The 16,817-nt window shown below is 38.0% G+C and carries 17 protein-coding genes; 11 read left to right on the top strand and 6 right to left on the bottom strand.

Annotation, left to right across the window (positions count from 1 at the left end; all coding sequences use genetic code 11):
• The first annotated feature begins 75 nt into the window (after positions 1–75).
• Genes ABOO_RS07375 through ABOO_RS07365 form a run of 3 tightly spaced genes read left to right on the top strand, consistent with a single transcriptional unit; the run spans position 76 to position 2,647 of the window.
• The gene (locus ABOO_RS07375; protein WP_008084031.1) at positions 76–1,338 is read left to right on the top strand and encodes a hydroxymethylglutaryl-CoA reductase, degradative; all 1,263 of its coding nucleotides are present in this window, start codon (positions 76–78) and stop codon (positions 1,336–1,338) included.
• Entirely contained in the window at positions 1,335–1,865 is a 531-nt protein-coding gene (locus ABOO_RS07370) for an NUDIX hydrolase (RefSeq protein WP_008084065.1), read from the top strand. The genes ABOO_RS07375 and ABOO_RS07370 overlap by 4 nt, the downstream gene beginning before the upstream one ends.
• Positions 1,866–1,888: 23 nt before the next feature.
• Positions 1,889–2,647 carry a tetratricopeptide repeat protein gene (locus tag ABOO_RS07365; RefSeq protein ID WP_236614138.1) on the top strand — a complete coding sequence of 253 codons (759 nt, stop codon included), beginning with the start codon at positions 1,889–1,891 and terminating at the stop codon, positions 2,645–2,647.
• On the opposite strand, the gene ABOO_RS07360 is transcribed toward ABOO_RS07365, so the two are convergent.
• Together ABOO_RS07360 and ABOO_RS07355 are read right to left on the bottom strand one after the other, a co-directional pair.
• A complete protein-coding gene (locus ABOO_RS07360) occupies positions 2,642–3,106 on the bottom strand; it encodes a DUF2240 family protein (protein WP_048102993.1) in 465 nt (154 codons plus the stop codon). The two genes, ABOO_RS07365 and ABOO_RS07360, sit on opposite strands and share 6 nt — an antisense overlap.
• Positions 3,094–3,549, bottom strand: a complete 456-nt coding sequence (locus ABOO_RS07355; RefSeq protein WP_012997430.1) for a hypothetical protein — start codon at positions 3,547–3,549, stop codon at positions 3,094–3,096. Before ABOO_RS07355 ends, ABOO_RS07360 begins: the two co-directional genes overlap by 13 nt.
• A gap of 76 nt (positions 3,550–3,625) precedes the next feature.
• On the opposite strand from ABOO_RS07355, the gene thiL reads away from it, so the two are divergent.
• From thiL to ABOO_RS07340, 3 genes are all read left to right on the top strand, one after another.
• Positions 3,626–4,534 carry a thiamine-phosphate kinase gene (gene thiL, locus ABOO_RS07350; RefSeq protein WP_008084121.1) on the top strand — a complete coding sequence of 303 codons (909 nt, stop codon included), beginning with the start codon at positions 3,626–3,628 and terminating at the stop codon, positions 4,532–4,534.
• Positions 4,500–5,501 (top strand): AmmeMemoRadiSam system radical SAM enzyme, encoded by a 1,002-nt coding sequence (amrS, locus tag ABOO_RS07345; protein ID WP_008084100.1) that lies wholly within the window; start codon positions 4,500–4,502, stop codon positions 5,499–5,501. Before thiL ends, amrS begins: the two co-directional genes overlap by 35 nt.
• A 136-nt stretch (positions 5,502–5,637) precedes the next feature.
• The gene (locus ABOO_RS07340) at positions 5,638–6,984 is read left to right on the top strand and encodes an MATE family efflux transporter (RefSeq protein ID WP_008084131.1); all 1,347 of its coding nucleotides are present in this window, start codon (positions 5,638–5,640) and stop codon (positions 6,982–6,984) included.
• Here the strand turns inward: ABOO_RS07340 and ABOO_RS07335 are convergent.
• Genes ABOO_RS07335 through ABOO_RS07325 form a run of 3 tightly spaced genes read right to left on the bottom strand, consistent with a single transcriptional unit; the run spans position 6,968 to position 9,313 of the window.
• Positions 6,968–7,897 carry a M24 family metallopeptidase gene (locus tag ABOO_RS07335; protein WP_008084128.1) on the bottom strand — a complete coding sequence of 310 codons (930 nt, stop codon included), beginning with the start codon at positions 7,895–7,897 and terminating at the stop codon, positions 6,968–6,970. The two genes, ABOO_RS07340 and ABOO_RS07335, sit on opposite strands and share 17 nt — an antisense overlap.
• Positions 7,887–8,897 (bottom strand): PIN domain-containing protein, encoded by a 1,011-nt coding sequence (locus ABOO_RS07330; RefSeq protein ID WP_012997428.1) that lies wholly within the window; start codon positions 8,895–8,897, stop codon positions 7,887–7,889. Before ABOO_RS07330 ends, ABOO_RS07335 begins: the two co-directional genes overlap by 11 nt.
• Positions 8,894–9,313: a hypothetical protein gene (locus ABOO_RS07325; protein ID WP_012997427.1), complete on the bottom strand. Its 420-nt coding sequence runs from the start codon at positions 9,311–9,313 to the stop codon at positions 8,894–8,896. Before ABOO_RS07325 ends, ABOO_RS07330 begins: the two co-directional genes overlap by 4 nt.
• Before the next feature lie 72 nt (positions 9,314–9,385).
• Here ABOO_RS07325 and ABOO_RS07320 point away from each other — a divergent pair, with 72 nt between their 5' ends.
• From ABOO_RS07320 to ABOO_RS07300, 5 genes are read left to right on the top strand one after another with little or no spacing between them, the layout of a single operon-like run.
• Positions 9,386–10,015, top strand: a complete 630-nt coding sequence (locus ABOO_RS07320) for a 7-carboxy-7-deazaguanine synthase QueE (RefSeq protein ID WP_008084108.1) — start codon at positions 9,386–9,388, stop codon at positions 10,013–10,015.
• A 1-nt stretch (position 10,016) separates the two neighbouring features.
• Positions 10,017–10,628 (top strand): TIGR00296 family protein, encoded by a 612-nt coding sequence (locus tag ABOO_RS07315; protein WP_008084006.1) that lies wholly within the window; start codon positions 10,017–10,019, stop codon positions 10,626–10,628.
• Positions 10,612–11,811: a dihydroorotase gene (locus ABOO_RS07310; protein WP_008084066.1), complete on the top strand. Its 1,200-nt coding sequence runs from the start codon at positions 10,612–10,614 to the stop codon at positions 11,809–11,811. Before ABOO_RS07315 ends, ABOO_RS07310 begins: the two co-directional genes overlap by 17 nt.
• A gap of 31 nt (positions 11,812–11,842) precedes the next feature.
• On the top strand, positions 11,843–14,491 hold the full coding sequence (gene alaS, locus ABOO_RS07305; RefSeq protein ID WP_008084030.1) for an alanine--tRNA ligase: 2,649 nt from the start codon (positions 11,843–11,845) through the stop codon (positions 14,489–14,491).
• Positions 14,488–16,140: a site-2 protease family protein gene (locus ABOO_RS07300; RefSeq protein ID WP_008084140.1), complete on the top strand. Its 1,653-nt coding sequence runs from the start codon at positions 14,488–14,490 to the stop codon at positions 16,138–16,140. The genes alaS and ABOO_RS07300 overlap by 4 nt, the downstream gene beginning before the upstream one ends.
• On the opposite strand, the gene ABOO_RS07295 is transcribed toward ABOO_RS07300, so the two are convergent.
• On the bottom strand, positions 16,091–16,804 hold the full coding sequence (locus ABOO_RS07295; RefSeq protein WP_008083987.1) for a DUF72 domain-containing protein: 714 nt from the start codon (positions 16,802–16,804) through the stop codon (positions 16,091–16,093). The two genes, ABOO_RS07300 and ABOO_RS07295, sit on opposite strands and share 50 nt — an antisense overlap.
• Positions 16,805–16,817 lie beyond the last annotated feature (13 nt).

The following is a 16,817-nucleotide window of genomic DNA, read 5'->3' as shown; positions in this document are numbered from 1 at the left end:
ATTTAGAACATATGGAATGTATGTACTTAAAATTTTCTGAGAAAAATGTTTAATATTCCTCGTATATAACCAATTATGAAATCTTCGCGTATATCTGGATTTTATAAATTATCCATAGAAGAGAGATTGAAAATAGTCAAGGAATTTTCAGAATTGAGTGACGAAGAGGCAGAGTTCCTTTTGAAAGGACATTTGGATATGGATCTTGCAGATAGGATGATTGAAAATGTGGTGGGTATGACTGAACTGCCAATAGGAATTGCCACAAATTTCAAAATAAATGGGAAGGATTATTTAATTCCAATGGCAATAGAAGAGCCGAGTGTGGTTGCGGCAGCGAGTCATGCTGCAAAATTAGCCCGTGAAGGGGGAGGGTTTTTCACATCTTCCACAGAGCCAATAATGATCTCTCAAATTCAAGTTGTTGGGCTTCGAAATCCTCATTTTGCTAAGATGCAGGTATTGGAGCATAAAGAGGAATTAATGAGAATAGCGAACGAGCAGGACCCTGTGTTGATAAAGGTAGGTGGAGGATGTAGAGATATAAAGGCCAGGGTTATAGATAGTAATATGGGACCAATGCTGGTTATACATTTGCATGTCGATGTTCGCGATGCCATGGGTGCAAACGCAGTGAATAGTATGGCAGAGGCATTGGCGCCCTACATAGAGGATATTACAGGGGGCAAAGTTTATCTTCGTATATTAAGCAACTTGGCAATATATCGTCTTGCTAGAGCGCGTGCCGTATGGAAAAAAGATGTGATAGGCGAGGATACCGTTAAAGGTATACTCTACGCCTACGAGTTTGCGCGGGTAGATCCATTCAGGGCAGCAACACATAACAAGGGTATAATGAACGGTATAGATGCAGTTTTAATAGCCACAAGCAATGATTGGCGGGCTGTGGAAGCAGGAGCACATGCATTTGCCGCAATGGATGGCTGGTACACTTCTCTAACTCATTATGAGGAGGATGAAGAGGGCAATTTGGTAGGGAGTATAGAATTGCCAATGGCAGTTGGAATAATAGGAGGTGCAACAAGTACACATCCCAAGGCGAAGATTGCTAGGAAGATTCTAGGTATAAAAACTGCAAAAGAATTTGGAGAGATTTTAGCAGCAGTTGGGTTAGCTCAGAACTTTGCCGCTTTGAGAGCCCTTGCTACCGAGGGGATACAGAGAGGTCATATGAGCTTGCATGCAAGGAATATAGCAGTTATGGCTGGAGCCAAGGGAGAGGAAATAGATAGAGTTGCAGAGTTATTGGTTAAAGAGAAGAAAGTAAGAGTAGATCGCGCCAAGGAAATACTTGAAGAGCTAAGGGAAAGAAAATGAAAGTTGAGAAAACCGAAATAATCTGCCAAGGCAAGTTCTTGAAATTGAAAAGGGAATATACGGATAGGGGAATATGGGAAAGTGTGGATATGGATGGTCATACAGAAACAGCTGTGGTAATTGCAATTACAAAGGATAATGAAGTGCTTTTAGAGAAGCATTATAGGGTACCCCTTAGGAAATATGTGATAGAGCTTCCTGCTGGCTTGGTAGATGACGAGTCTCCTGAGGAATGTGCAAGGAGAGAACTGCTGGAAGAAACAGGATACGAGGCAAATGAACTAATTTATCTATTCAAAGGAGTTGTGTGTCAGGGTTTGACAAGGATGGAATCATACTATTTCTATGCACCAAATGTGATCTATAAAAGTGCACAGAACTTAGAGCCTACGGAGGAGATAGAGATTCTAAAGATTCCTTTAAAGGATCTTGATGATTTTCTTTTTAATTTATCCGATGATTTAATTTTGAGCTCAAATGTTTTGAGCGTGGTATATTCATTGCGCAGATATTTGGGAAAGTATTAAATTTGAGTTTCCATGGCATCTATATGAACGATGCACTCAAGTACTTCAATAGGGAGAACTACAGAAGAGCTTTAGAGTTATTTTTAGAGAATTTAGAGAATGCAACTACGGATGATGAAAGGGCTTATAATGCAAATCTTGCAGGTCTATGTTTATATTTTCTTCATTATCCTGATGAGGCTCTAAATTATTTTAACATAGCTCTTGAAAATTCTCAAGGTGAGGAAAATGATAAGGTACAAAATAATATTGACGAGGTAAATCGCTTTGTTGAGAGAATAAAGGAAGATATTGAAAATATAAAATCAAAATTGGAAGGTGAGGATGATAAGAGAAAAAGAGGTATCTTGCTCAGTAATCTTGGGCTTCTACATTATTTCATAGGAATGAGAGATGAAGCGGAGAAGAATTATGATGAGGCGGAGAAAATATTCAAAATATTGCGAGATAATATCGCCCTCGGAGCAGTTTATTCCAATAGGGCTATGCTATACGATGATATGAGGCAGCTGGATTACCTTTACAGAGCTTTAGACATATTCGAGAAGGAGGGACATTTAAAAGGACAAGTTGACACTCTGCATTCTTTATCTCTATATTATCTCGATGATGATTATATTGAGGAAGCATATTACTTTTTAAATAAGGAGCTAAAAATTTTAGAAAATGTTGATGATAAAGAGTTAAAGAGAAGAGCATACGAGCTCGCAGGAGATATAGCAATGGAGATGGGTAATGTGGAGGAAGCGATGAAATACACAGAGAGAGCGTCACAGTTATGATTTTATCTTCTCTTCCACATCATTGTAAAACTGTGAGCAATCCACATTATTTTCCTTGCAATAGATAAGGGCTGCCACCTCAATTGTTATGAATCTCATCTCATTTTTTATTGAGTTTATATCCATCAATATATCTCTTCTTTCTCTATCCATTTTTTCAGTTAAATAATCGATTATCCTTGTTAAAACATCCTCTTTTTTGAAGTACTTGTTTACATCTTCATCACTAACACTGAAATCTAATGGAAGCACGAGTCCTTTAATTTCAAAATTTGGTTCATAGTACTCTCCATTTTTTTGAAGAAGATTTGCATCTAGTATGACTTTAAACAGAGCACGGGAAGATGCGGGAGGAATCCATTTTCTATCATAGGATAAGACATTAACAAAATCCTCCTCCCTCAATTTTCTTCCTCTTTTTTTAACCACATATGCAATTATCTGCTTTAATTTTTCCATAGGCACAACTCACCTCCCTTCATTATGTATGTTTTTGCATCAATATAATCTGCAAGTTTCTTTGAAGTTATAACCTCTCTCCCTCCAAGCATTATAAAATTTTCTAATCTCTCCCTATCGTAGGATTTGAGCATAACATTATCAGTTAGTTCTAAAATTTTCTCTATTTCCCTGTATTTTATGAAATTAGAATCAATTATCGCCTTATTTCCGCCTATCACAAGAATGTCCATGACATCGTAGTGTCTTCTAGGGGCTGCATCAATCCAGAGCTCAAAAAGCCCTGAAAGCTCATCGTAAATTTTCAGGTTCATCTCCCTTCTATTATAAGAATTAATGTCAAGTATGTAAAGGGTCTCTCCCTCAAAATTATCTAGGAAATCCTCAAGTTTAAGGCCATCCAAACGCGAATCTTTTACAGTATGAACTTTTATACAATCCACATAGCCATAATGATGTGTAGGGTAAAAAACTTACTCTGGAAAAGAAATATTAATGGATAACGCATTATTATAAGCGATGAACCTTAGCTCCTTGGGTGAGAGAGAAGTAATCGACAGAATATGGGAAATTGTGGGTAAGAAAGAAAATTACGATGATTGCGTTTATTTAGATAGGGGTAACTATTACCAACTCATTACTACAGATTTTGTAGGAGAAGGCACTCACTTTATGGATAATTGGAATGCACGAAAAATTGGGAGATTCTTTGCCACAATTAATCTGAGTGATATAGCCGCTATGGGAGGGGAGCCAGAGATTTTCATGGCTTCTATGTTCTTTCCCAAAAGAATGGATTTAGGATTTTTGGAAGATTTTATGAAGGGGATGCTTGAAATTCTAAATGATTTCAATGTGCCATATAAAGGAGGAGATTTAAAAGAATCCCGCATAATTGGGTTCTCTGGAATAGCCATTGGAAAGGTTGAGAAAGAGAGGATTATGCTAAGAAATGCCATAAATAAAGGAGAGGGCGTTTATATCACTGGAGAACTTGGAAAGCAAGCTGCTGGTTATTTTCTTTGGAAAAATGGAATTGAAGAAGGAGCAGATTACATTTTGGATGTCTATCCGCGCATAAGAGAAGGGAGGGAAATATCAAAAATTGCAAGGGCTTGTATGGACCTATCCGATGGCCTCGCTTCTGCAGTGGTTTTTATGAGAAACGCAAATTATGGCTTGGATATTGATTTTAATTCTTTACCCATTCACAAGCTTGCATATGAAGTTTCAGAGGATTATGACATTCCCTTAGAGTACTTAGCCACAGGGTTCGGTGGAGAGTATGAGCTCGTTTATACTTCTCCTAAAAAAATTTTTGGCAAGGAGATAGGTGTTGTGGATGAGGAAATTGGAATATGGAAAGATGGAAATAAGATAAAGGGTGAGGGATATGCTCACTTTAGCAAAGCATTGGACAAAGCTTGAAGATAATAAGGTTAGATGCGAGTTATGCCCCTATAGATGTGTGCTCAAAGAGGGGCAAATTGGAGTTTGCAGGGTTAGAAAGAATATTGGGGGTAAATTATACACTTTGAATTATGGTTCTGTATCATCAATTGCCGTTGACCCTATTGAGAAAAAGCCACTTTTTCACTTTAAACCAAAATCAGAGGTTCTCTCTTTATCTACTGTGGGCTGCAATATGCGCTGTAAACATTGTCAAAATTGGGAAATAAGCCAGGCAGGTATGGAGTTTCCATATTTGAGGGAGATGAGTCCTGATGAAGTTATGAAAATTGCTGGGAATTACGAGGGTGTTGCGTGGACCTATAATGAGCCGACAATATGGCATGAGTTTACATTAGATGTCTCAAAGATGGCAAAAAAAGAAGGTTTATACACGGTTTATGTTACAAATGGCTACATCAACGAAGAGCCCCTTAGAGAAATAGGACAATACTTGGATGCTATGAACATAGATGTTAAGGCCTTTAGAGATGAATTTTATAGGAAAATAGCAGGAGCAAGATTGCAGCCTGTAATAGATACTGTTGAGAGGGCATACAGGATGGGAATACATATTGAATTGACCTATCTTATAATCCCCGACTTAAATGATGACTCGAAAGAAATAAGAAAATTTGCAGAATGGGTTTATGAACTGAGCCCTGAAATTCCCGTACATTTTTCAAGATTTTTTCCCATGTACAAACTAACTGATAAACCACCCACTCCTTTAAAAACTATGCATAATGCTTACAAAATAGCCAAGGAAGTTGGTTTAGAATATGTTTATTTGGGCAACACATGGGAGCCAGAGTACGAGAGTACATACTGCCCAAACTGTGGCAATTTACTAATTGAGAGAGTTTATTACAATACAGAGCTGAAGGGATTAACAAAGGATGGAAGATGCAATAGGTGCGGGAAGAAGATAAATATGGTAGTTTAATTGCATACTCATACAAAACTTAAAATATGTTATAGATTTTTAAGGGAATGTGGTAACCCACCCGGAAAATCAGAGTAAAAGGCGATCTTTAAGGTTGAGTAGAGAGGAAATTTTGAATGGAGGGGTAATTAAAACTATGTTTCTTTTAGGCTGGCCTATGATGGTAAGTAGCCTACTTCAGACACTTTATAATTTAACAGATATGTTCTGGCTTGGGAGGCTTCCTACAGAAGAGGCAAGAATAGCGGTTGCTGCCATAAATTTTACCTGGCCCGTTATATTCTTTTTCATTTCCTTTGCAGGGGGCCTTGGAAGAGGTGGCATTCCTATAATTTCGCAGTATATTGGTGCAGGTGATAAGGAGAAGGCAAATCACTACACGGGCCAGATTTTTAGTGTAGTTCTCATAATTTCTTCTATAATGGCTACTTTTGGCTTTATTTTTGCATATCCAATTTTTGAACTCATAGGCGCAAAGGGAGAGCTTTTAGAAACTGCCGCCACATACGGCTCAATAATATTCCTTGGATTACCATTTATGTTCGTAGTAATGGGGGGAGGATCTGTTATATCTGCAGAAGGAGATACTGTTACTCCACTAATAATAAGCTCTGTTTCCGTTCTTATAAATATGATTCTGGACCCTATTCTGATATTTGGATTATTTGGATTTCCCAAAATGGGTGTCTTTGGGGCTGCTACAGCCACCGTCATTGCAAGAGTGATAGCAGCTATATGGCTTCTTTATTTACTTCTAAGGGGAAAATTGAGATTGAAACCAAAGTGGAAAGATTTCAAGCCCAGGTGGGAGAGCGTCAAGTTCATCCTTAGGGTCGGTTTGCCTTCAAGTGCTAGTATGAGTGCTATGGCATTTGGATTTGTGATCATCCAAAGCATTCTTGCCCAACTTCCTGATCAGGTACTAGCTATAGCTTCTTACGGTGTGGGTAATAGAATCGTAAATATGATGTTTGTAATCGTTAACGGTCTGGCTGCATCTCTTACAATAATGTTGGGCCAAGCTTTAGGGGCAGATGATATAAAGAGAAGCGTTGAAATTGCTCAGAAAGGTATGTTTCTCATGTTCTATATGCTACTTGCCGCTTCTGGATTAATCTATATTTTCCGAGATCCCATTGTGAGATTCTTCATTCCCAATAACCCTGAAGTTATCCAAGGAGCTAAAACATTTTTATCGATCGTGCTTATTGGTATACCTTATTTTGGATTGTTTAGAGTGGAGAGCTCTCTATTAACGGGCTCTGGGCATACATTCCAAGGCATGATCCTCAGTACAGCAAGGCTTTGGCTACTTCGCATTCCCCTTGCAATATACTTTGCATTAATAATGGGGATGGACGCAATTGGAGTGTGGTTTGCCATGGCCATATCAAATATGGTTTCTGCGGGTATTGGAGGAATATTCTATTTCAAAGGGGATTGGAAAAAGAAGATAATAAAGAAGCCTAAACCAAAAATATAGGTTTCTCTTTTTTCACAACAACATTTCTCTTTACCCTTATAACACCGTCATCCAAGTATATTGATGGTACTATTGTCATAACCATGTTTTCTTCAATTACACAGTCGCCGGGTGCATAGGGCATGTAGAACCCTCCCGAGGGTATGATGCTGTAATGGGGAAAATTTCCAATTTTTCTTATTTGCTCATCTAAAAAATTGCAATTGGCTCCAGGGATAATCATGGAGGATAAACCCGAGTACATTTTATTTATTTTCTCCAGAACCTCTACCCACTCTATTCTTTCCTCTGTAAATATTACTCTTGAGAAGTTTAAATGGTATCCGTTTATTTGGGGCGAGGAATCAACATAAATTATCTTCCCTTTCTCAATTTTATTCTCAGAACTCTTGGGAAGTAAATACTTGCTTCTATCTCCACTCACAATTATGGTAGGATAAGTAAATCCTTCAATTCCCTCTTTAATAAGCTTGCAATCTAAAATTGCTCTAGCTTCGCTCTCCTTCATACCGATACTTATCTCGTTCCAGAACTCTGCAAGAGCTTTGTTTATTTTATCACTTAAATCTTCAATTATTTCAATTTCCTCATCAAAGGGTTTTCTCAATGCTTTCTTCAAAATTTCCAGCCCATTTTTGAATTTGAAATCTATGTTTACTATATTTGTGTAAGGACTAACGAAGTACTCTCCTTCCAGCTTTGGAGTTTCGTATATAACTTCATAATTCTCCTGAAGTTCATTTTCTAACTCCTCTTCCATTGCCTTCTGAGCGTATACTGTTATATCTTCCCTCAAAACAAGATGTGTGAATGCCTTTGTGCTTATTATCTTGAACACCTCTGGATCAGATGGAAAGAATACGAAATCTCCGTAAGAGGCAATTAATCTGGCTCTTATCTCTCTATAATTCATCTTTGAGCCTCCTGCATATTTTTATATCCTTCGCCAATTTGTCATTCATATTGTAAATCTTTAAGTCCTCATTTAGATAATTTTCCACATCCTTTCCACGCCATTCAGATAAGATTATTGTATCGTTTATTTTAATAGTTCCAAAGTTAACTGTTAAATCATAAAGTAGATATGGAATGCGCATAGGATCTATTTTCATAGGATAAATCTTATGTGGCAATTTGAAATATACGGAACTGATACCATGTGCCTGTGCGTGAAAACTCATATCTTTATCAGCTGTTAAAATTACTATCTCTGCATCTACCTCTTTGGCAAAATTGCTGTACTGTAACGCTATCTCCCTATCTCTTATCTCCTTATCTCTTGTTTCTGTACTCTCTCCCGCTCTAAAAGCATCTAGTTCATCAAATAGAAAGTTTACCTCGTTCATGGCATTTTTTGCTTTTCTTGCCTCTTTAGAACTCCCATTTGCAAACTCACTTACAAGTTCGTGATATGGAAGATTATCAAGAGCACGAAGTATTTTCCATGAATATTTTGTATGAATTCTGGCATCTATCTCATCTACCACAATTTGGCTTACCACATACTTGAACTCATCTTTCAATCTTCTTGAAACTATGCGATAGTATGCTATATTTGTATCAATTCCTAAAAATATAGGTTTTATATAAATGGTTTTATCAGCAATTGCCTTTTTCAATAGCTCAAAATTCTCATCTATCTCTTCTTGATTCTCAAAATCAACAATACCGGAGGATACAAAAGAATCGATTAAATCCCTATAATCTGGCATATCTCTTCTTAGGAATCCAGTAAATTTTTTCTTAAATGGATAGAATTCCCTTTCTTCTATTATATTCTCTATTTTGAAATTTTCAAGGTTCAGGGTGAAGAGACGGAGATTATAGAATGGATAACTTACAGTTATCTCAGCGTGGCCGTCCAAATAATACTCGTTAAGAAGTACAAAGAGCTCATCTTTGCTGATTATCATATCTGCACCTCCATTAGATCTTGAAGGGCTAAGGGGCGCATCAAAAATGCACGCTCTGAGAATCTCATATCTCTCAAATGCAAGTACACTATCTTCACATTGCTCAGGTGCATTAAGGCTAAAATCATGCTCTTCCTAGCTCCAGTTATGTCTATTACATCTCCGTTTTCCACCATATCCCTAATTACATTTTTCACACCTTCTACATTTTCATCGATTTTTAGAGTTTTTATTGATACTTCTTTATTGAGAATTTCATAAATTATTCTTATTTTCTTATCAAGAAGCTCGCCTGCTTTGAGGTAGGAGCATAGAATTACTATGTTTTTAGGATAATTTCTCTTCAATTTTATATAAGCCCAGAATGAGTTAATGGCGGGCCAAATATCCTTGGACACGAATGTTACATACTTCACATACCTTTAATGAAATTTGAATATTTAATGGATATGGAAAAAACTTTAAGCAATTGATAATATTGCATAGAGATGAAAGTTAATGAGATGTTTACATCAATACAAGGAGAGGGCATATACATAGGAGTGCCCATGTTCTTTGTTCGCCTCACAGGATGTAATTTGAGATGCGAATGGTGCGATACAGAGTACGCATTTTACGAGGGAGAAGAAATGAGCATAGATTCTATAATCAAAAAGGTTGAAGAGAGTGGAATGAAGTGGGTCTGCATTACTGGCGGAGAGCCATTGCTTCAAGAGGAGGTTTATAAGTTAATTGACATTCTCTTGCGTAAAGATTATAAAATCTTAGTGGAGACAAATGGTTCCATTTTAATAGACAAATTGCCCACTGAAGAAAATCTTGTTATCTCTCTAGATATAAAAACCCCGTCATCAAAGATGGAAAGGGCAATGCGCTTTGAAAATTTAAATTATCTCGGACCTAAAGATTTTGTGAAATTTGTGATAATGGATGAGAATGATTTTGAATACGCAAAGAAGATAATTGAGAAGTATGAAATTGATAAAGAAATAATATTTCAACCGGTTGGAAGTACAAATCTGAAATGGTTGGCTGAGAAGGTTGTTGAAGAGAAGTTAAATGTACGTGTGTTGCCTCAACTGCATAAAATTATATGGGGAAACAAAAGGGGTGTGTGAGATGAGATATAGTGATGAGGAAGGTATATTCGCCGTTAAGACTGCGAGAAAAGTGGTGGAGGATTATTTAGATGGGAAAAAAGTACCACCTATAGAGTTTCCAAAGAGTTTTGAAGAAAAAAGTGGGGTTTTTACGACAATTTCCACATATCCAGAGCATGATCTGAGGGGATGCATAGGATATCCAGAGCCAGTATATCCTTTGAAAAAGGCCTTGGTAGAATCTGCCTTGGCTGCAGCGTTTCAAGACCCCCGTTTTCCACCTCTGCAAAAGAGAGAGATTGATAATGTTGTGTTTGAAGTGTCCTTGCTAACCCCTCCGGAAGAGTTAAAAGTGAAAAAGAAGAAAGAGTTGTTGAATATTATAAAGATAGGAGTGCATGGCTTAATAGTTGAAAGGGGCTTCTACAAGGGTCTCCTATTGCCTCAGGTGCCAGTGGAATGGGGATGGAATGTGGAAGAATTTTTATCTCAAACTTGTTGGAAAGCTGGATTACCAATGGATTGCTGGCTTGACGAAAATGTTAGAATTTATGCGTTCTCCGCCGAAATATTTGAAGAGGAAAAGCCCAGGGGCAATGTAAGGAGGAAGAAAATTGAGAATAGAAGGTAAATTCTATTACAAGGGCGATATAGTCGAAGGGGCAATTGAGATAGAGGATGGTAAAATAAAGAGAATAAAAAAAAGTATGATTGGGACTAAGGAAATAAAAGGGCTAATTCTTCCGGGAGCTATTGACTTGCATGTTCATTTCCGTGAGCCGGGATATGAGGAGAAGGAAGATTTTTATACAGGCACATTAAGCGCGGCTTTTGGAGGAGTAACCTTTATTATGGATATGCCAAACACTAATCCTCCTGTAAAGGATATATCATCATTTCAAGATAAGTTAAGAAGGGTAGCGCCTAAGGCAAATGTCGATTTCTCCCTTTATTTTATGCTCGGGAATAATGCAGAGATCCTTAAGGAGGTGAATCCTGCATTTAAGCTGTATATGGGAGAGACAACTAATGTGGAAGGGGGAGAGATTAAAAGTGTGGAAAATGCATTTATCTCGGTGCATGCAGAATTGAGCGAGTGCATAAGAAGGGAGAGCAAAAATTTAAGGGACCACGATTTGGCTCGGCCAGAAAGTTGTGAGGTTAAAGCAGTTAAAATGTTGTTGGGCAAAGGTAATTACCACATCGCACATGTATCTTCCATAGACACCATTGATCTTTGCAAAGCTGGTAGATTTACATATGAAGTAACTCCGCATCATCTTTTCTTGCATAGAGATATGCCTCTTGGTACCTACGGAAAGGTAAATCCTCCATTAAGAGCGAAGTGGATGGCTGAAAAACTGTGGGAAGAACTGATAAATGGAAGGATAGATATAGTTGCCAGTGACCATGCTCCTCACACAATAGAGGAAAAAGAGCAAGAGTTCTTCGCAGCACCTGCCGGAATACCTGAGGTGGAAACCTATGTGCCAATATTCATGTATATGGTAAAAATTGGAAAACTCCATTTGAGCAGGGCAGTTGAGATTTTGATGCAAAGGCCTGCCGAGCTTGTAGGTGTGAAAAAGGGTAAAATCGAAGAGGGCTATGATGCAGATTTAATTGCATTTAATTTAAATGATATTAAAAAAATAAGGGCTAAGGATCTGCATTACAAATGTGGCTGGACTCCATATGAGGGCTTTAATGCTCTATTTCCTCATACAGTCATTGTGGGAGGAGAAACCGTTGTGGAGAATTATGAGCTCGTGGGTGAGAGAACTGGCAAGTTTGTGAGAATTGGAGGGGAATAAATTTTAATATGTTGGGATATTAGCCAAATCTATGCTTGAAAAAGAGTTGAATTTGCAGTTCTTTCATAAAAATGGCTGGAAGAGATATAAATGCAAAAAATGTGGGGTATATTTTTGGAGCAAGGTGCCAAGAGAGACATGCACAGAGGCACCCTGCGGAGAGTATGAGTTTTTAAAAGAGCCGATATTTAGTAGAGAATTCACAGTGGAGAGTATGCGCAGAAGCTTTATTGAATTTTTCAAAAGAAATGGGCATGAGGAAATAAAGAGGTATCCTGTAGTTGCCAGATGGAGAGATGATGTCTTCCTTGTAAATGCATCCATTTATGATTTTCAGCCTCATGTAACCTCAGGTCTCGCACCTCCTCCTGCAAATCCCCTCGTAATTTCACAGCCATGCATAAGGATGGTGGATGTGGATTCTGTAGGCAAGACAGGGAGGCATCTAACGGGCTTTGAGATGATGGCTCATCATGCTTTTAACTATCCCGATAACCCTATTTACTGGAAAGATGAAACTGTGGAGTATGCGTTGAAACTTATCGAAGAATTGGGCGGAGAGCCAGATAATGTGGTTTTTAAGGAAAAGCCATGGATAGGTGGGGGCAATGCTGGGGCGAGTTTTGAGGTCATATACGGTGGATTGGAGCTAGCCACGCTTGTATTTATGAACCTGAAAGAGGATGATAATGGAGATATAGAGTTGAATGGTACTCGCTATTCGGAGATGCCAGTGAAAGTTGTGGATACTGGATACGGCTTGGAGAGATTCGTATGGGCCTCCAAAGGTACCCCTACGATTTACGATGCCATATATCCAGAAATGATAAGCATGCTCGAAGATAGAATTGGAATCTCAAGAAATGATAGAAAAAATGAGATTTTAAGGCAATTTGCATTGTTGTCCCCACGCATTGAGATTGAGAACGAAAACGAGCTCATAAATGAAGTTCTGAAGGCTACGAGGGCGAGTATGAAAGAGTACAAAGAATTTATTTTGCCTCTACAGAAAATCTATGCAGTTGTGGATTACACAAGAAGCTTAGCTTTTATGCTCACCGATGGCATTGTACCTTCTAATGTTCAAGCTGGCTATCTTGCAAGATTGCTGATAAGGAGAACTTTGAAGCTTTTAGACGATCTGAAAAATCCTGTAATGATAGGTGAGCTTGTGAAAATGCATATTGAGCGTTTTTCAGATATAATGGATTCTTCTATGCTTTCAATAGTACTCGAAGAACTTGAGATTGAAGAGGAGAGGTACAGAAAAACGCTAAGCAAGGGTATGGATATTGTTAAGAGGCATATAAAGAAAAATGGAAAAATAACTACCGATGACCTTATTTTGTTTTACGATTCCCATGGACTTCTTCCAGAGATTGTTGCAAATGTTGCTGAGAGTATGGGAATTAGAGTGGATATTCCAGATAACTTCCATGGATTGGTAGCAAAGAGACATGAAAGTGTGGCAAGAAAAAAGAAGAAAGAGAAAAAGCAATATAATCTGCCTCCAACAAGGAAATTGTATTATGAGAATCCATATTTGAGAGAATTTGAAGCGAATGTTGTATATTCTAATGGCAGGGAAGTTGTATTAGATGCAACGGCATTTTATCCAGAAGGTGGAGGTCAACCAGCAGACAGGGGAAAGATAATATGCGATGGGAGAGAATACGAGGTTGTAGATGTTCAGAAATTTGGAGATGTGGTGGTTCATTTTCTGAAAGATGGGCATATTGAAAAAGGATGCAAAATTAAGGGAATACTTGATTGGGAAAGAAGAGAAAGGCTAATGAGAAATCACACAGCTGAACATGTACTTTTAGCTGCATGTCGTAGGGTTCTTGGGAAGCATGTATGGCAGCATGGCACTCAGAAGGATGTAAAAGAATGCAGATTTGACATAGCTCATTATAAGCCAATAGGTAGAGAGGAGATAAAGAGAATTGAGGAAGAGGGTATGCGTATAATAACCTCCTGTGTACCTGTGGATGCCAAATTTATGAATAGGACGGAGGCTGAGAAAAAGCATGGATTTGTACTCTACGAAGGAGGTATCCCGCCGGGGAAAGAGATAAGGGTTGTGCGTATTGGAGATTTCGATGTGGAGGCATGCGGGGGTACGCATGTGAACAACACTGGCGAGATTGGATTTTTAAAAATTCTTCGTACGGAGAGGATTCAAGATGGAGTGAGTAGGATAATTTATACATCCGGATTAAGTGCTTTAGAATACACTCAAGAACGAGAAGATATCCTCAATAACAGTGCCAGTGTGCTTGGTGTGCAACCTGAGAAATTGCCTTTGGCAGCTAAAAGATTTTTCGATGAATGGAAAGAGCAGAGGAAGATAATAGAGAAACTCAAAAGATCTCGGATGGAAAGCATAAAAAAGGAACTAGCATCACAAAAAGCTGTTGCAGAAATGTTGCCCTTGGATATGAAAGCTCTCTCTATTCTTGCTAGAGAACTTATGTCTAGTGTTGAAAGGGGAGTACTTATAGGGGAAGATGGAAGTTTTGTGGCTTTTGGTCTAGAGGCAAAGAGAATTGCATTGGAAATTGCAAGAGTTATGCATGGAAAAGCTGGAGGTAAAGAGAGTTTTGCGCAGGGAAAAGGGAATAAAGATAGGATTGAGGAAGCATTAAATACCGCTAGGAAATTGCTGGGGTTAGCATGATCAATCCTGAAATAGAGGAGATAAATTACCTGGTGCGAAAATATCTGAATGTTTACGATTTTAGAATCACACCTGATCATTTGGAATTCTATTTCACTCTTGGAGATGAGGAGCTCTTTGGAAAAAATTTCGAATCTTTAAGATTGGAGTTTAAGAAAAGAGGTGTAATTCCAATAGTGAGGAGAGAGGGTGGAGAGTATGTGCTTGTTGTGATTCGCCCTCCTCGCAGAAAGTTTATGAGTGTATGGGTTAACATTGCATTATTAATTGCTACCCTTGCCTCAACTATTTGGGTCGGGATTGGGTATTACACTACTTATTACGGTTCTCATGGATTGTGGCAGAATGTTCTTGGTGGCTTTCTCTATTTTGCATTGCCATTAATGACAATTCTTGGCGTGCACGAGATGGGCCATTACTTTGCTGCTAAAAAACATAATGTATCTGTGTCTTTACCGTTTTTCATACCTGCCCCTACTATTCTCGGTACTTTGGGCGCTTTTATATCTATAAGAGAGCCGATACCAGATAAGAGGTCGTTGGTAGATATAGGCCTTGCTGGACCTATTGCAGGATTTATAGTAGCAATACCAGTAACTCTTCTAGGAATGTATCTGGGAGGCCTAAATCCACCTGCAATAAACCCTGAATCCACAAATCAGTATATACTTCTAAATGTGCCGATTATCTATGAGTTCTTATCTCTATTCATACCTTCTCCCGAATTCATACATCCTATGGCCATGGCTGGATGGGTCGGATTTGTAGTTACGGCAATTAATCTCTTTCCTATAGGACAACTGGATGGTGGGCATGTCGCCAGAGCTATTGCAGGTGATAAAACTAAGTATGTGAGCTATGCGTTTGCAGGTATTCTATTCATTCTTGGATTTTGGTATCCTGGTTGGATTATATTTGCAATTTTGGTTGTTTTCTTGGGCTTGAATCATCCTCCACCGTTGAATGATATAACCAAGTTGGATAAGAAAAGATGGGCTCTTGCCATTTCAGGATTTCTTTTGTTGGCAGTAACATTTGTGCCCATACCTATGCAAATGGTAACTCTCCATGAGAATATGGAATTATCTGCATCCTTAGATTCTAGTATATTGGTTGAGAATTTAAGTGAGTATACCACTCTTCACATATTTGTTCAAAATAAAGGTGAGATGAAGGAGAACACAACTGTTCTAATAAATGGAGATTTCAATATATCTAAGATGGAATTTAACTTTTTGGTAGAGCCAGGTGGGAACTGGAGTGCAAATGTGACCATAGGTATGAAAGAAAAGGGCAATTTTCAGTTGAAAGTTTCCCTGATAACAAAGACTGGATATGGTAAAGAAGTGGATATGGATGTACTTTGCTTAAATGAGAGCAACACTTTGAAGTTCGTTCCAGATGAGATCAATAAATATTCTTTCAATGTAACTATAGAGAATAGCGGAATGCCCCGAGTCGTAAAGTTCATGAGTTTGAATAACGAGTATTTTGCCGTAGTTTCTTCCACGGTGTCTGTGAAGGATAATTCTATAGTTATAGATGAAAATAGCAGTGCAATTTTACATTTTGTCGTTGGAGGAAGTACGGTAATATTGGCTATTGATAATGCACATTATGAAGCTGCTTTTCTGAAAGTAGAAGTTTGAATTTTTTTGCATCTTCCCACATATTGGTATTGTTGAACATAACATAATCACCATTTTTAACTATCTTAATTAAAAATTCCAAATCCGAGTGTGAGTATATGTATTTGTATCCTCCAATACCGTGCAACCGATAGTATCCAAAATCTCCCCAGAGTTTTTTATTTTTAAATGGGTCAACTATATGGATCAAATTTAGATCACTACATATTTTCTTGATGCTCGCCTCTCCCCATTTACCCCTTGGCTCCCATCCGAAAATAAAATCTCTTTCTATGCTATTGAAAAAATTGTAAATATTTTTTATATTGTTTTTATCCTCTTTAAAACTGGCGGGGGATTGGAATATGATTATCTTGGCTCTCAAAATCTTTCCTATCTTCCTCGCCTGTTCCCAGGAACTCATAACATCTTCATTATTTTTGAAAAATCCAAAATCTCCATTTTTTCCTTTATATCTTCTATATGTGGGACTACTGGTGGGATGTGTTATAGTTTGTGGTGCTTTCATAGTGAATTCAAAATCTCTGGGCATATCATCTCTCCATCTTTTTGCAGTCTCTTCTTTAATTGGGGTGTAGAATGTTTTTTGAATTTCCACAACCTTAAATTCCTGTGAGTATTTCTTTCGGGCAACAGGAAAGCCGCAAGTGCCTACATGAAGCATAATAAAAGAGAGA

Origin of the sequence: Aciduliprofundum boonei T469 (genome assembly GCF_000025665.1) — an archaeon.
Lineage (GTDB): Archaea > Thermoplasmatota > Thermoplasmata > Thermoplasmatales > Aciduliprofundaceae > Aciduliprofundum > Aciduliprofundum boonei.
This window is presented reverse-complemented; position numbering and strand designations above follow the sequence as displayed.

Excerpts from the sequence above, each read along its gene's own strand:
- ABOO_RS07375 (WP_008084031.1), top strand. The coding sequence starts at position 76 with ATGAAATCTTCGCGTATATCTGGATTTTATAAATTATCCATAGAAGAG.
- ABOO_RS07370 (WP_008084065.1), top strand. The coding sequence starts at position 1,335 with ATGAAAGTTGAGAAAACCGAAATAATCTGCCAAGGCAAGTTCTTGAAA.
- ABOO_RS07365 (WP_236614138.1), top strand. The coding sequence starts at position 1,889 with ATGAACGATGCACTCAAGTACTTCAATAGGGAGAACTACAGAAGAGCT.
- ABOO_RS07360 (WP_048102993.1), bottom strand. The coding sequence starts at position 3,106 with ATGGAAAAATTAAAGCAGATAATTGCATATGTGGTTAAAAAAAGAGGA.
- thiL (WP_008084121.1), top strand. The coding sequence starts at position 3,626 with ATGAACCTTAGCTCCTTGGGTGAGAGAGAAGTAATCGACAGAATATGG.
- amrS (WP_008084100.1), top strand. The coding sequence starts at position 4,500 with ATGCTCACTTTAGCAAAGCATTGGACAAAGCTTGAAGATAATAAGGTT.
- ABOO_RS07340 (WP_008084131.1), top strand. The coding sequence starts at position 5,638 with ATGTTTCTTTTAGGCTGGCCTATGATGGTAAGTAGCCTACTTCAGACA.
- ABOO_RS07335 (WP_008084128.1), bottom strand. The coding sequence starts at position 7,897 with ATGAATTATAGAGAGATAAGAGCCAGATTAATTGCCTCTTACGGAGAT.
- ABOO_RS07330 (WP_012997428.1), bottom strand. The coding sequence starts at position 8,897 with ATGATAATCAGCAAAGATGAGCTCTTTGTACTTCTTAACGAGTATTAT.
- ABOO_RS07320 (WP_008084108.1), top strand. The coding sequence starts at position 9,386 with ATGAAAGTTAATGAGATGTTTACATCAATACAAGGAGAGGGCATATAC.
- ABOO_RS07315 (WP_008084006.1), top strand. The coding sequence starts at position 10,017 with ATGAGATATAGTGATGAGGAAGGTATATTCGCCGTTAAGACTGCGAGA.
- alaS (WP_008084030.1), top strand. The coding sequence starts at position 11,843 with ATGCTTGAAAAAGAGTTGAATTTGCAGTTCTTTCATAAAAATGGCTGG.
- ABOO_RS07300 (WP_008084140.1), top strand. The coding sequence starts at position 14,488 with ATGATCAATCCTGAAATAGAGGAGATAAATTACCTGGTGCGAAAATAT.
- ABOO_RS07295 (WP_008083987.1), bottom strand. The coding sequence starts at position 16,804 with ATGCTTCATGTAGGCACTTGCGGCTTTCCTGTTGCCCGAAAGAAATAC.